This window comes from Dyadobacter sp. 3J3, assembly GCF_009801115.1.
Lineage (GTDB): Bacteria > Bacteroidota > Bacteroidia > Cytophagales > Spirosomataceae > Dyadobacter.
Window position 1 is genome coordinate 173753 of sequence record NZ_VTOL01000011.1, and the last position, 14340, is coordinate 188092.

Below are 14340 nucleotides of genomic sequence, written 5' to 3' on the forward strand. Positions count from 1 at the left end.
GGTTTGAATGATACTAAAAAAGTGTCTTTTTTGATTGTATTAAAATGAATAAAACATTTATGAAACTGAATTTCTTTTACTCATTTGTATTTCTTGCTTCCGTTCTTGTGGGATGTAATCAGTCCAATAAATCAGAATCTGAAACAAAGGACGGCGCGAAAAAGCTTGTCATCGGAAGTACGATGTTGAGTATGCAAAACGAATTTGTTGTCAACGTGAGTGACGAAATGGAAGCGAAGGCAAAGGAACTTGGCGTAGAGCTCATCACGGTTGACGCCGAACGTTCCGCTTTGAAGCAGGTTGAACAGGTTGAAAGTTTTATTGCGCAAGGCGTGGATGCCATCGTTATGAATCCTTGTGAAGTGGAAGCCAGCTCGCCGGCAGTAAAACTTGCTCTGGATGCCAAAATCCCGATCATCAATGTCAACTCGGAAACTACGGCAAAACCGACATCTTTTGTTGGTTCTGATGATGTTGAATCCGCCAGAATTGCAATGAATTATATTGTCAAAAAGCTGGGTGGAAAAGGGAATGTGATCATGATGCATGGTTACATGGGACAAGCGGCTCAAATTAAAAGAGATAAAGGAGCGAAGGAAATCCTGAAAGCGAATCCGGGTTTGAAACTTCTAGCTGAACAATCAGGAGAATGGGACCGCGCCAAAGCCATGTCTTTGACCGAAAACTGGATTCAGTCGTATGGTACTAAAATCAACGCCATTTTTGCTCAAAATGACGAAATGGGACTCGGTGTTGTGAAAGCCCTGGAAGCCGCCGGACTGAAAGATAAAATAATCGTGGTAAGTATTGATGCAATTCCGGATGCATTGCAGGCTGTCAAAAAAGGAACGCTTGATGCCACCGTTTATCAAAATGCAAAACAACAAGGCAGCAAAGCTATCGAGAATGCGGTAAAAGCTGCCAAAGGTGAGGCATTTGAAAAGGAAGTTTTAATCCCGTTTCAGCTCGTAACAAAAGAAAATTTGAATGAATTTTTGAAATAAATCAAAGTCGATTTTGACATAATCTCATTTGGAAAATATAAGAAATCAATCCTGAACCATGAATAGAAGAATCGGAAAAATAAAATTAGCATTAGCAGGAATCCTTGTGGGAATCTGTTTTCTTACATCGGCACAAGCGCAGCAAACTGAAAAAAAAGCGACGCCTGTCCGGTTTGAAAAAAAGCAGATTGCGTCAGAAAGTAATGAATCGGTAGCGGTTTTTGATGTAAATAACGACGGGAAACCGGATCTTGTCTCGGGTGAATTCTGGTATAAAGGTCCTGAGTTTTTTGATCGCTTTTATATTGGAGAAGTGAAGCGGCATGGTGAGTATTGGGATGATTTTGCAACCATACCCATGGATGTCAACGGTGATGGAAATATGGATTTTATCACAGGTGGATGGTTTAATAAAAGTCTGATCTGGCGCGAAAACCCAGGAAATAACGGGCCCTGGAAAGATCATCTCATTGATGAGACCGGGAATGTTGAAACCGCAAGAGCCTGGGATATTGATAATGACGGCTTTCCTGAAATTGTTCCTAATAACCCAAATCTGCCTCTCAAATTTTACAAACTGGAACGCGACAAAGCCGGGAACGCAACCGGAACTTTTACCAAAATACAGGTTGCTGATAAACAGGACCACGGTATCGGATTCGGTGATGTAAACGCGGATGGACGTGGCGATTTTATTATCAGCACAGGCTGGCTGGAAGCTCCAAAAGATGTATTAAAAGACAAATGGATCGCACATAATGATTTTAAGCTTGGAACAGCCAGCGTGCCGATTCTGGTAGTCGATGTGAATGGTGATAAGAAAAATGATATCATTGTAGGCCAGGCACACAGCTATGGACTTGACTGGTACGAGCAGACCACCAAATTAGGAAAAATTGATTGGATCAAGCATGTTATCGATCCGTTTAACTCGCAATTTCATTCCATGGAATGGGTGGATCTGGATAACGATGGAAAGAATGAATTGCTTACGGGAAAACGATACCGCGCTCATAACGGGAACGATCCCGGAGAAAAGGACCTGGTTGGTATTTATTATTTCCAGTGGAATGGAGAATCTTTTGTGAAACAGGTAATTTCTCACGGTCCGTATGGTGTAGGGAAAGGAATTGGTGTTTACTTTTCAACAGCAGACTTGCACGGAAGTGGCCGTAAGGATATCATAGTGGCCGGAAAAGATGGTTTGTTTGTCTTTTTCAATCAGGGTAATAACTAATTTTGATTTATTCGTTCAGTGGCGGCGCTGGTTAGTAAAATATCCTCGTTGTAATATATTTTTGACATCATTACCTAAACCCCAAATGCATGAGAAAGGTATCGGTCACATTTGGCCATATTTTACTATTGTTACTTACAATTTTTTATAAGCCCGAAGAGGTTCTGGCACAATCAAAAACTTCCGGTTTGGATTTGAAGGACGGGGACCGTGTTGTTTTTCTTGGAAATTCGCTTTTTGAAAATGATTTTCAGTACGGCTATCTGGAACTGGCGCTTACCACCCGTTTTCCTGACAAAAACGTGACTTTCCGTAATCTGGGATGGTCGGGCGATAATGTCTGGGGAGATGGACGCAGCACCTTTACGAATCCGCCAACTGCATATCAGCATCTAATGCAAAACATTATCAAAACGCAGCCAACCGTCGTTTTTCTTGGATATGGTGGTGTGGAAGCACAGGAAGGTGCCGCAGGTTTGGCACATTTTAAAGATGGGTTAAACAATCTGCTGAATAAAATTGATTCCCTGGGTGCAAAAACCATTTTATTGTCAACCATTCCGGTTGCTTCAAGCGATACTTCGATTAATCTTTCCAAACGTAACGCAGATCTGGAACTATACTCGTCGGCGATCGCGAAAATAGCGGCGGATCGCGGGAAGCAGTTTATTGACATTTATAAGCCGATTCTGGATGCCAGCAAACAGATTACCATTATTGAAAATGGTGTTCATTTGAACGAAACAGGATATTACTATCTGGCTAATGTTTTGGAAAATGGTTTAGGTTTGAAAACTGAAAAACCGGTAACGACTATTTCAATTTCCAAAACAGGCGCAGAAGCTTCTGCCAATGCGAAAATTCTGGATTCAGGAAAGGATTTGACCAGTCTGCAATTTGTAATACCTGAAAAATTCCTGCCTCTTCCGGTTTCTCCGGAAGGTGAAAAATTGGCAGATACGGCTCCCGTACTTAAAATAACAGGTTTGAAAAAAGGATTTTATACGCTTACGGCAAATGATGATCAGATTGTAAGCGCTTCTGCCAAAGACTGGGAAAAGGGCGTTGAAATAAAACAAGGTCCGTCTTACTTTCAATCGGCAGAAATAAAAGATATGATATTGAAAAAAAATGAACTTCATTTTTTCCAATACAGACCTATCAACGAAACATACATTATCGGCTTCCGGGCTTATGAGCAAGGCAAACATGTAAAGGATTTGGAGGACCAGGATATTCTGATCAAATGGCTGGAAGGACAAATTGCCTTACAAAGAATGCCGAAAGAAATAGTGTATAGGTTGTCAGCTATTGGCAATTAGCGTTTAGCTAAATCACGACATAAAATCAGAGTTAAATTAAGAAAAGAATTCAGGCGAAACAGGGCTAAAAGCTAAAAGCTAATAGCCAACAGCTAAATAAATATGAAAGCAATAAAACTACTTATCGGGATCATGCTACTGCCGCTGGTCTTGCTTATGACCTCATCGGTAAATCAAAAAAATGTATATGAAGATCCCGATCCAAAAAAAGAATTGGCGTCATTCAAAGTTGCAGATGGTTTTGAGGTAACACTCTGGGCGGCAGAACCGCTTGTGGCAAAACCTATTCAAATGAATTGGGATGCTGACGGCCGGTTATGGGTTGTGAGCAGCACAGCTTATCCACATTTGAAAACAGGGGAAGTTGCCAATGATAAAATCTTCGTAATTGAAGATACGGATGGTGACGGCAAAGCGGACAAGACTACCATTTTTGCAGAAGGTTTGACAACACCAACAGGAATTTTGCCGGGTGACGGTGGCGTTTACGTAGCCAATTCAACGGAAATATTACATTTTTCTGATACCGATGGTGACGGAAAAGCAGATAAAAAACGCAGAATTCTCAATGGTTTTGGAACAGGAGATGCGCATCATTTAATTCATACTTTTCGCTGGGGACCAGAAGGGAAATTGTACTTCAACCAGTCCATTTACATTTTCAGCCACGTTGAAACGCCTTTTGGTACCAAAAGACTTGAAGCCGGTGGTGTGTGGCAGTTGAATCCAAAAACGTTGGAAATTGATGTTTATGCCCGAGGCGGTATTAACTTTTGGGGATTGCAGTTCGATCGTTGGGGGCAGTCATTCCTGACGGATGGTGCGGGTGGTGAAGGAATTAATTATGCTTTTCCGGGTGCTGCGTTTGTTGCTGCCCAGGGTGCTGAAAGAACTATCCGGGGACTAAACCCTGGTCAGCCAAAACATAGCGGATTGGATGTAATATCAGGAAGACATCTGCCGGATGCATGGCAGGGTAGAATGATTGCTAACGATTTCCGGGCAAACCGCATTAATAGTTTCAAGCTGGAAGAACAGGGTAGCGGGTATGCTTCAAAACAAATGGAGGACCTGATGTGGACGGATGATATCGCTTTTCGTCCGGTTGATATTAATGTTGGGCCGGATGGAGCAATTTATGTTGCCGACTGGTATAATCCAATTATTCAGCACGGTGAAGTTGATTTCTTTGACCCGCGTCGTGATCAGGAACATGGTCGTATCTGGAAAATTACGGCTAAAAACCGTCCGTTGGTAAAAGTACCGAAACTGAATAAAGCGCCTGTTGCTGAGCTTTTGGAAGCTCTGAAAGTACCGGAAGAACTTACCCGTACCAATGCAAAACAAGTATTAAAAGAACGCGGAGCTAAAGAAGTTATACCGGCTTTGCGCGCCTGGGTAAGTGCCCTGGATAAAAAAGATAAGGATTACGAACACAATTTACTGGAAGCGTTATGGGTTTTCCAGGCGCTTGATACTGTAAATGAACCTCTTTTGCTAAGTTTAATTGGTGCGGAAAGTCACAATGCACGTGCTGCCGGATTGCGCGCCTTGACATTCTGGTATACCAAAATCAATAATGTGCCGGGTATTCTTGCCAAAGCGGTGACCGACAAACATGCCCAGGTTCGCTTGGAAGCGGTGATTGCGCTTCGTAAAACGAAAACGCCGGAAGCTGCCCGTGCAGCACTTTCTGTCCTTGATTTGCAGATGGATGAGTTTATTGATTATGCACTTTGGCAAACAATTCGTGAATTGGAACCGGTTTGGATGGCAAAATTGAAAACGGATCCAAATTATCTGGGTGATTCCAAAAAGACGGTTTATGCCTTGAAATCTTTGAGTTCACAAGAAGCCGTTGCACAATTGATCAGTTTATATGGAAAAGGCCAGGTGCCGCAGGAATATCAAAAAGATGTGCTCAATGCAATCGCTAAATCCGGACAAACGGCGGATCTGAATATGCTGCTTGATTTGACGGTTCAAAATAAAGATAAAAACATAACACCGCAGCTGGCAACTCTGGAAGATGCAGCGCGCCAGCGGAAAGCAAAACCGGATAAAGATCCTGAACGCGTTGCTGATTTTATTGGCAATGAGGATGAGGCTGTGAGTCTGAGCGCAATCCGTCTTGCCGGATTATGGAAGATGGAAACACTGAACGATCGCCTTACCGGCCTGATCAAAACCGGAACGCCTGCAACCAAAAAAGCTGCATTGGGTGCTTTGGCATCTATTGACAAGGAAAAAGCGATGAAGTTAATGGTCGAAATGACGGGTCCAAAATATACTCCCGAAGTTCGAATCATTTCTGCGGCTCAGCTTGCGGCTTTAAATCCTGCGGAGGGAGCAAAAATTGCTTCGGAGCTTATGCGCACTTTGCCTGCTGACACGGATGTAACTGATCTTTTTATGGCATTTATTCCAGATAATGCAGGAGCAGCTGCATTGGCAGATGCAATAGCGACAAAAAGAATTCCGGCAGAAGCAGCGAAAACAGGACGGCAACTTGTGCAAACACGGGCCGGTTGGAATCGCCAGCGAATTGATGAAATCACCGCATTGAATAAGGCATTGGAAGCTTCTGGCGGAACCTTGCCGGTTCAAAATATGAAACAGGATTTGAATGACAAAGAAATTGCAAGTCTGGCGAAGGTGGTTACGGATCAGGCTGATCCTGCAAAAGGGGAAATTATTTTCAGAAGAGCTGCCACAAGCTGCACAACTTGTCATGCAATTGGTGGCGCGGGTGGCCGTATTGGTCCTGATTTAAGTAGTTTGGGGACTAGCTCTCCGGTTGAAACCATTATTCGTTCTGTACTATATCCAAGTGTATCCATTAAAGAAGGTTATGATCTGAAGCGGGTTGTTAAGAAAGATGGTTCTGAGCTTATGGGGTATCTGGCGAGTGACGGCGCTTCTGAAATTGTGATACGCGATGTAACGGGTAAAGAAGTTTCAATAGCCAAAAGTCAGGTTCAATTGATGGAAAAAGTACCGGGTTCTCTGATGCCACCGGGATTAACGGCTAGTCTGGATAAAAAAGAATTTGTTGATCTGATTGGATTTCTTTCAAAAATGGGTGAATCGGGCAAATTCCGTGTGCCAACCACGCGGTTTGTTCGTAGATGGACCGCTGTTGAAGAAAGTAAAGAAACAGCGAAAAGGATCCTAACCGAAGGCCCGGGATATGTTGTAAAGGATAAATCGAAAATCAGTTTTCAGCCCGTTTATAGTAAAGTTGCAGGAGATCTGCCTCTGGAAGATCTGCCGGTTATTGAAGGTAGTGCTGGTAAAAAATACAGTTTTGTACGGTTTGAAATTGAAGTACTGACCAAAGGAAATGTTGATCTGGCGTTTAGTTCAATTGCCGGAATTACAGCTTGGTCAGATGGGAAACCACTTAAACTTGCTGAAAGTGGAGCCTTGGCAGATTTTTCTCAGGGTATTCATACGATTACATTGGCTGTTGACAGAAGTTTGTTTAAAGACAGCTCATTAAATGTTCAATTGCAGGATGCACCAAACGGAGGCGCGCAGACTCGTTTGGTTATGGGGAAATAATTTTTTTAAGTTAAACAGGAAGAAGAGGTTAGCTCAAAAAGCTGACCTCTTTTTTTGTATCAAAAACAGAAAAATAGAGGTCATATCAAAAAATAGTAAAATCATTCAATCTCTTTCTTTTTAGCCTGAGTGTAAAACAATGTACATCAGCCAATAATATTTCTCGCAACGTTCACTTTCATTTACTTATGGTTCAAACAGACAATCTTTTGGGCAGGATTAATAACAAGAATTTCGTTCCGCTGTTGCTTGTTTTAGCATTTGCCGGTTTGGTAGCCTACCAAACCAAAACCGAAGATGACCGCACATGGAGCATTTATAAAGCTGATAATGAAAGTACCAGTTATTCAAAACTAGATCAGATCAACACCAAAAATGTGACTCAGCTGCAACCTGCCTGGACTTTTGCTTTGAAAGATATGAAAGAAGGTGCGCGATCCGGAAGTAGTGAGTGTAACCCGATTATTGTCGATGGCGTCATGTATCCAACTTCTGCCAAACATTGGGTATATGCCATTAACGCAGAAACCGGCGAACAAATCTGGTCGTTTGATCCGTTTGACGGAGCCGAAGGTGGTGGTGTTAGTCGTGGCGTGACGTATTATGAAGAAGGGAATGACAAAAGAATTCTGGTAACAGGCGGGGATAAACTTTTTGCACTGAATGCTAAAACCGGTAAACCGATTTCTTCTTTTGGAGAAAGAGGATATGTGAATTTGAATGTAGGATTGAGAGATAATCCTGAAACCATTTATGTAATTCCTACTTCGCCCGGGATTGTATTCAAAAATCTGCTGATCATGGGAGCGGAGGTTTCTGAATTGTATGGCGCTCAGCCGGGTTATATCCGCGCTTATAATTGTATTACCGGAAAACTTGAATGGACTTTTCATACGATCCCGCTTCCGGGTGAGCCAGGTTATGAAACCTGGCCGAAAGGTGCCTACAAATATGCCGGAGGTGTAAATGACTGGTCGGGGATGAGCCTGGATATTAAACGCGGGATCGTTTTTCTTGCTTTGGGATCACCTTCCTATGATTATTACGGAGCCGACAGAACCGGCAAAAATCTGTATGGAAATAGTGTGGTTGCCCTGGATGCAGCAACCGGAAAATACATCTGGCATTTCCAGACCATTCATCATGATCTGTGGGATTATGATCTGCCCGCTCCGCCAAATCTGGTGACGGTAAAAAGGGATGGGAAAGATCTGGATGCCGTAGCGCAAATTACCAAACATGGATTTGTGTTTGTTTTTAACCGTGAAACCGGCGAGCCATTATTCCCGATTGAAGAACGAAAAGTACCGGTTTCACATATTCCGGGAGAACAATCCTGGCCGACGCAGCCCTTTCCGCTAAAACCGAAACCTTTTGCAAGACAGTTGTTCAGAGAGCAGGATCTAACATGTTATTCGGAAGCTGGTTATGATTCATTATTAAAAAAATACCGGTCTATGCGTTATGAAGGACTTTTCACACCGCCCGATTTGAAAGGTACTTTAATGCTGCCCGGATCACGTGGCGGAGCAGAGTGGGGCGGAGCAGCTTATGACCCTTCCAGTAGTGTACTTTTTGTCAAATCAAATGATTCCCCTGAAATCGAATCCATGCAAAAAATGGATGAAGAAAAAGAGGCAAAAAATCAGACTGTTTTTGAGCAGGGGAAATCCGTTTACATGACTTATTGCGCTACTTGCCATGGCAAAGATAAAAATGGAGATGAGCCAAATTATCCTTCTTTGGTTTCTTTGAAATCCAGAATTACAAAGGAAGCAGCTTTGGATAAAATCAAAAAAGGCGGTGGAAAGATGCCTGCTTTTGCCAGCATTATCAAAGGAAAAGAAAAAGGAATTATTGCTTTTTTGTATGAAAAAGAACAAAATTCATTGAAAGCTACAAAACTGGAAACCATGCAAACCAAAGCCGGCGCAGATAAATATTTGAACTTAACCGCCTATGGACATTTTCGGGACATCAATGGAAATCCTGCTTTAACACCACCATGGGGAACATTGAGCGCAATCAATTTAACAACTGGTGATTACGAATGGCAGATTCCATTAGGAAATAATGAAAAATTACAAGAAAAGGATGGGCCAGAAACCGGACAGGAAGGTTCTGCTGGTCCGATTGTCACAGCCGGAGGTTTGATTTTTATTAGTGGAACCAACGATAAAACGCTTCGTGCTTTTGAAAAATCAACCGGAAAATTACTTTGGCAAACTGCCCTTCCCGGTGTGGCCAATGCAACGGCTTGTACATATATGGCCGGGGGAAAACAATTTGTGGCACTTTCTGTCGGCGGGAATAATGAAAATCCGTCGGGTTTTATTATGGCTTTTAAATTGCCTTGATTAAAAAAATAAGTTTTTTATCTTAGGTAGGGCCAGGTCAAACCGTTCAGGCCAATTTATTTTTGCCTCTGATGTTTTTTCCTTTTCATTAAAATATAATTATCAAATCCAAGTATTCTGTTATCTTTTTGCAGTATCGGTTATTATCCCTTTTTTAACTGAAATCCTCGCGGATCAGTATTGAACACCCAAAAATTAGCGAAATTTAACCAAATCTCCTTTTGTATAAAATCTGAAAGCCGACTGCCGAAAACCGACAGCAAAAGTATTTTTCCTCTCCATACAACCATTCCGTCCTTAACTTGCCTCTTTAATATAAATACACGTAAACCCTTTCTATGACGACGGAGGCAGAATTGATTTCGGGATGCCTATTACATGACAGAACAGCGCAGCGGCTTTTGTATGACCGTTACAAAAATGCTATGTACACGCTTGCTTATCGGATCACCGGTGATTATGATGATGCAAACGATGTGTTGCAGGACTCGTTTATGGAGGTTTTTCTTCATCTCGACCAGTTTCGCGGTGAAGCAAAACTGGGTGCCTGGATTAAGCAAATCGTTGTCAGGAAATCCACAAAAAAGAAGCGGATCGTAATCTGGCAAAATGTGGAAGAGGAAACGGGTGAAAGTATTAACTGGGGAGAAATAGATATCAATGTGGCGCATTTGCAAACAGCGATTCTGGCTTTGCCCGATGGTTTCAGAACCATATTTGTACTGGCCGAAATTGAAGGATATACACACCGGGAAATAGCGGAGATGCTGAATATTTCGGAGGGTACCTCCAAATCGCAGTTATTTCATGCGAAGAGGAAATTACGCAGCATGTTAACCCAGAGATGATCTTGAAGAATATGGAACATCATAGAAATAGTTTAAAGGACGCATTAGCAAAACTACCCTCTTTTCAGCCAGCCGATTTTATCTGGACTGAAATTAACCGGAGCCTCAATGAGGAGCCGTTACAGAATGCTCTGAAAAGTCTACCGACGCAGGAACCGGATGATTTTATTTGGGAGAATATTGAAAATAAAATCGATGGAACAAAAAGGAAAAGCAAAATGTGGTGGTACGCCGCTGCTATGATTTTTACGATTGGTTTTACCGGCTTTTTGTACAATACCAATAAGAGTGATTCCAGCATTTCGTACTCTCAGGAAGTAATTGATAGCCGTTTACAAACGAAAAAAGATCCGGTAACGGATCAGGAATATGCAAAACTGGTATCCTATTGTGAAGCTGAAACAGTTGTGTGTAACGACAAGAATTTCAAACGATTAAAACAAGAGTACGAGACCCTTCGCTCGGCGACTCAGGAATTGCAAAGGGCGATGGGAAATTATAACACCGAGCCGGAATTAACCCGTCAGTTTAGTATTGTGGAGCAGGAAAAGGCAGAGGTTTTGAATAAAATGGCTAAGATGATCTAGGACAAAATTATGAGAACTACATATAAAAATATTTTCGGACGGATACCGCTTTTCACAATCCTCCTTTATTGGGTTGTTTCTAATGGTTTTCAAATGGCTGAGGCGCAAAATGTATTACAAGTTGCCACCAAAGCTATTGAGAAAACTGTGGCAGCCCCTGCTATACGCACACTTCACATTAATGCAGAAAAGGCTGATATTGAGCTTATTGCCTGGGATAAGCCCGAAATTACGATCAGTATGCAACTCTCGGCCAGGCACCCGGACAGGGCAACTGCAACGACGGATCTGGCTAAGATTCAGTACGTTGCGGATCGGAGCGGCAAGGATTATTTCCTGAGGAATTACATTTTGCTCAAAGAAGGAGAGGCTAAGCCATTGTCAAACTTAAAAGCAAAATACACCATTCACTTGCCCGCATCCTGTGCCATTGATCTGAAAAATACTTTTGGTACGATTCAGATGAAAGGACTTACAAATAATCTGAAACTGAACGCGGATTTCTGTACCACAACGCTGCTGAATATCAAAGGAAAAGGGCTGTTGGAAACCACTTTTGGGGAATTGAAAGGAATTGAAATAACGGGAGATTTTTCGTTCACGAGTGATCATACTAATCTGCGACTGGAAAATATTGGTGGGGCGATTAAAATGAACACCTTATATGGAAATGTGGAGATTCAACCGTCTTCTGGCCTTACCAGTCTGGCGATACAATCCAAAAAGGCAATTGTCACGATGTTTTCAAAAAACTGGCAGCAATTCGACTACGATATCAACAGCGCATACACAACCATGAAGCTCCCAAACGGATTCAAATGGAAGCGGAATACGAGCGATTTTAAGGACGCTTTTTATTCTAAAAACCAGATCGCCAGTGTGCAGATTAATGCAGAATTCGGAAATCTGACGATAAAATAATACTACTTGCCCCTAACTATTAGCCATGAAAAAATTTATACTTTCTTTGAGCATATTGTTTTTCTTTCAATACTCCTATGCTCAGGATGATGTGAAAGTTACGCTTACAGAAGAAACGGACACGCTTGTAAAACAACGTTTTATCGATCGCTACGAAAACGTTTTTATGACCAAAGTGCAAACGCGTCATATGTTTAAAATCGGTTTGTCGCAATATTATCAGTCAAGATGGTTTTCTTTGAAAGAAGGAAATGTGCTGACAAACACTTCTTTGCAATTGGGGTATGAGTTTAAGTTCCTGCCGGCATTTTCAATCGCTATTTCTGGTCACATGCCTTTTTATGGTTTTGATATTCCAATTAAAGATGCCTGGCAAAATACAGTTATTGATACGCAGTTACGCTGGTATGTCAACATGCGTAAAAGAATTAAATCCGGTAAAAGTGCTAATAATTTCAGTGGTAATTATTTGGCGCTCAACTATACACTTCCCGGGACTTTATACGAAGATCCAACGATCGGTTTAAAGTTGGGCTTTCAACGGCGTTTTCTAAACTCCGGATTTATGGATTTTGCAATTGCACTGCAACAGGGTACACCCTGGTTTCATTACGGAGTTTTATATAATTGGTCAATTTCCTCACAAGCCAGTTTCGGGCTCGCATTCGGTGACTGGAAGAAAAGTTCTAAGTTTCCACTTTGTGATCTATTGCTATGCAATGAGCTGATTGGGCAGCAATGGAAAATTCGTTTGCCAGAATTAACAATTGGTCGGTATTTATATCGATTGAATTTAAGTTTTGCATATGAGCGAAAGTTTAACGAATCGCCATTTTCAATTAACTACCAAACTGATATTGGGTTGAATAAGGGATACAATTATATGTTAACACAGATTCCCAAACCAACTAATTTCTTTTCAAAATATCAGGATACACATTCGACAGAAGCTTCAATAACCTTTTCAATTCAACCTAGATATTATTTTTTGCAGGAAAGACAAAAGGTTCGATCGGGAGGTGGAAATGGCATGTCAGGGGTATATGCTGGAATTAATACGGAATATAATTTTTACACGGGTCGTAACAATCCCCTTAGAGGACCTGATACGAAAATAATCACTCAAAATAACATAAGGACCGGCCCGTTACTTGGCTTCCAGCAGCGACTTTTCAGTCATGGTTATATAGATTTTAATACCTCTTATAATTTTCAAAAAGATCTGAATATCCCATCAAGCCATTCCTTTGGATTTAGAGGTAATCTTGGAATTGGATTTGCCTTTTAATTTATTGATAGTTGCATAATTATCACGTTATGAAAAAAAGTTTTCTCCTTCTTTTATTAGTATTACTGACTAAAATTTCCTTCGGTCAGGATACATTAAAAATTATTTATTTTCAGGAAACGGAAACACTTGTAAAACAACGTTTTATCGACCGTTATGAAGATGTTTTTATGACTTATGTTCAACCGCGGCATATCAAATATTTTTTCGGCCTCGGATTTCTTGATTTTAATGTATTACATAATTTCAAAAGAGTGTATTTCGGTACATAATTTCCTGGAAATCAAGAAAAATTTCGGTAAGATTTGCATTTCAAAAGCTAAAAAGCAATCCCGAAAAATTACTTTTTGCTCAATTTAGACACATATAACACGCCATTTTCTCCTTTACAAAAGGAAAAACTATTTCCACCTCCGCAAAAAGCAGCGGAAGCTGATACATAAAGTCGATCCTTTTTGTCAAAATACAGACTATTAATCTGATGATTTTGAGGTAAATTTATTTTCTCTCCTTTTGAAGTTACAATGCCGGACGGTTCAAGACTTCCGCCAATTTCAACCTGATCAATTTTGTATTCTGTGCCTGCCGCTGTAACTGCTTTGTTCAATAATACCCTTGGGTCTTTTTCAGTAAAAGTTACGTTTTCGTAAGGAAACCAACTTATTCCTTTATCCATACTGTAAAAAGAAGGGCGTGTTGCATAAATTAACTGCTCCTTTGCTTTGTTGGATATGTAAGACTTGGTGTTGAAAACTAACAGCGTGTCCTGCACCTCTGTGAAACTAAAAATTCCAATTGGCTTATTATAATTTCCGGTTGTCCAGGTTTTTCCTTTGTCATCGGTTTTATAAATTTTTAAACCGGTGGTAATAACAAGCGATTTATCAATGTCTCCATAAACGCCTTCAATTGGCCTGGCATCGGGTGCGGTTACTATATACCAGTCTGGATTTTCAATTTGGGTTTCAATTTCGACGGGATTTTGAATTTCGATATCATTTTTATCTTTTTGACACGACGACAAAATAAAAATGGACAGGCAGGCTAATAAAATGGGTTTCATAAAAGTGGATGTTTGGTGAGTTTTACTGTTTCAATTTATACATTGTCACCATAATTGTAGTTAATTGGTATGTTATCAAATGATTAAGAATGGACAGTAGGATCTTATAAATCTAAACATGTTAATTTTATGGAAATCTTTACTGATGA

Annotated in this window: 11 protein-coding genes; 10 read left to right on the forward strand and 1 reads right to left on the reverse strand. The window is 41.0% G+C overall.

What is annotated here, in order from left to right; all coding sequences use genetic code 11:
- Window positions 1–44: 44 nt before the first annotated feature.
- The 10 genes from FZF08_RS22875 (at window position 45) to FZF08_RS22920 (ending at window position 13400) form a co-directional block, all read left to right on the forward strand.
- Window positions 45–1004 carry a sugar ABC transporter substrate-binding protein gene (locus FZF08_RS22875; protein WP_229216654.1) on the forward strand — a complete coding sequence of 320 codons (960 nt, stop codon included), beginning with the start codon at window positions 45–47 and terminating at the stop codon, window positions 1002–1004.
- Between the two features lie 58 nt (window positions 1005–1062).
- Entirely contained in the window at window positions 1063–2241 is a 1179-nt protein-coding gene (locus FZF08_RS22880; RefSeq protein ID WP_159473903.1) for a VCBS repeat-containing protein, read from the forward strand.
- Window positions 2242–2330: 89 nt separating this feature from the next.
- Window positions 2331–3563 (forward strand): GDSL-type esterase/lipase family protein, encoded by a 1233-nt coding sequence (locus tag FZF08_RS22885; RefSeq protein ID WP_159473904.1) that lies wholly within the window; start codon window positions 2331–2333, stop codon window positions 3561–3563.
- 102 nt (window positions 3564–3665) lie between these two features.
- Window positions 3666–7127 (forward strand): PVC-type heme-binding CxxCH protein, encoded by a 3462-nt coding sequence (locus FZF08_RS22890; RefSeq protein WP_159473906.1) that lies wholly within the window; start codon window positions 3666–3668, stop codon window positions 7125–7127.
- Between the two features lie 188 nt (window positions 7128–7315).
- Entirely contained in the window at window positions 7316–9484 is a 2169-nt protein-coding gene (locus tag FZF08_RS22895) for a PQQ-binding-like beta-propeller repeat protein (RefSeq protein WP_159473909.1), read from the forward strand.
- Window positions 9485–9822: 338 nt separating this feature from the next.
- Complete coding sequence (locus FZF08_RS22900) at window positions 9823–10332, forward strand: RNA polymerase sigma factor (RefSeq protein WP_159473911.1); 510 nt, start codon at window positions 9823–9825, stop codon at window positions 10330–10332.
- Window positions 10333–10343: 11 nt separating this feature from the next.
- On the forward strand, window positions 10344–10919 hold the full coding sequence (locus tag FZF08_RS22905) for a hypothetical protein (protein ID WP_159473913.1): 576 nt from the start codon (window positions 10344–10346) through the stop codon (window positions 10917–10919).
- Window positions 10920–10928: 9 nt separating this feature from the next.
- Window positions 10929–11840, forward strand: a complete 912-nt coding sequence (locus FZF08_RS22910) for a hypothetical protein (protein WP_229216655.1) — start codon at window positions 10929–10931, stop codon at window positions 11838–11840.
- 25 nt (window positions 11841–11865) lie between these two features.
- Window positions 11866–13128: a hypothetical protein gene (locus FZF08_RS22915; RefSeq protein WP_159473915.1), complete on the forward strand. Its 1263-nt coding sequence runs from the start codon at window positions 11866–11868 to the stop codon at window positions 13126–13128.
- A gap of 29 nt (window positions 13129–13157) precedes the next feature.
- Window positions 13158–13400 carry a hypothetical protein gene (locus FZF08_RS22920; protein WP_159473917.1) on the forward strand — a complete coding sequence of 81 codons (243 nt, stop codon included), beginning with the start codon at window positions 13158–13160 and terminating at the stop codon, window positions 13398–13400.
- A gap of 68 nt (window positions 13401–13468) precedes the next feature.
- Here the strand turns inward: FZF08_RS22920 and FZF08_RS22925 are convergent, their stop codons facing one another.
- Window positions 13469–14191: a hypothetical protein gene (locus tag FZF08_RS22925; RefSeq protein WP_159473919.1), complete on the reverse strand. Its 723-nt coding sequence runs from the start codon at window positions 14189–14191 to the stop codon at window positions 13469–13471.
- Between the last annotated feature and the right edge of the window lie 149 nt (window positions 14192–14340).

Coding starts and splice junctions, on each gene's coding strand:
- FZF08_RS22905 (WP_159473913.1), top strand. CDS start 10,344: ATGGAACATCATAGAAATAGTTTAAAGGACGCATTAGCAAAACTACCC.
- FZF08_RS22880 (WP_159473903.1), top strand. CDS start 1,063: ATGAATAGAAGAATCGGAAAAATAAAATTAGCATTAGCAGGAATCCTT.
- FZF08_RS22925 (WP_159473919.1), bottom strand. CDS start 14,191: ATGAAACCCATTTTATTAGCCTGCCTGTCCATTTTTATTTTGTCGTCG.
- FZF08_RS22915 (WP_159473915.1), top strand. CDS start 11,866: ATGAAAAAATTTATACTTTCTTTGAGCATATTGTTTTTCTTTCAATAC.
- FZF08_RS22900 (WP_159473911.1), top strand. CDS start 9,823: ATGACGACGGAGGCAGAATTGATTTCGGGATGCCTATTACATGACAGA.
- FZF08_RS22890 (WP_159473906.1), top strand. CDS start 3,666: ATGAAAGCAATAAAACTACTTATCGGGATCATGCTACTGCCGCTGGTC.
- FZF08_RS22895 (WP_159473909.1), top strand. CDS start 7,316: ATGGTTCAAACAGACAATCTTTTGGGCAGGATTAATAACAAGAATTTC.
- FZF08_RS22885 (WP_159473904.1), top strand. CDS start 2,331: ATGAGAAAGGTATCGGTCACATTTGGCCATATTTTACTATTGTTACTT.
- FZF08_RS22910 (WP_229216655.1), top strand. CDS start 10,929: ATGAGAACTACATATAAAAATATTTTCGGACGGATACCGCTTTTCACA.
- FZF08_RS22920 (WP_159473917.1), top strand. CDS start 13,158: ATGAAAAAAAGTTTTCTCCTTCTTTTATTAGTATTACTGACTAAAATT.
- FZF08_RS22875 (WP_229216654.1), top strand. CDS start 45: ATGAATAAAACATTTATGAAACTGAATTTCTTTTACTCATTTGTATTT.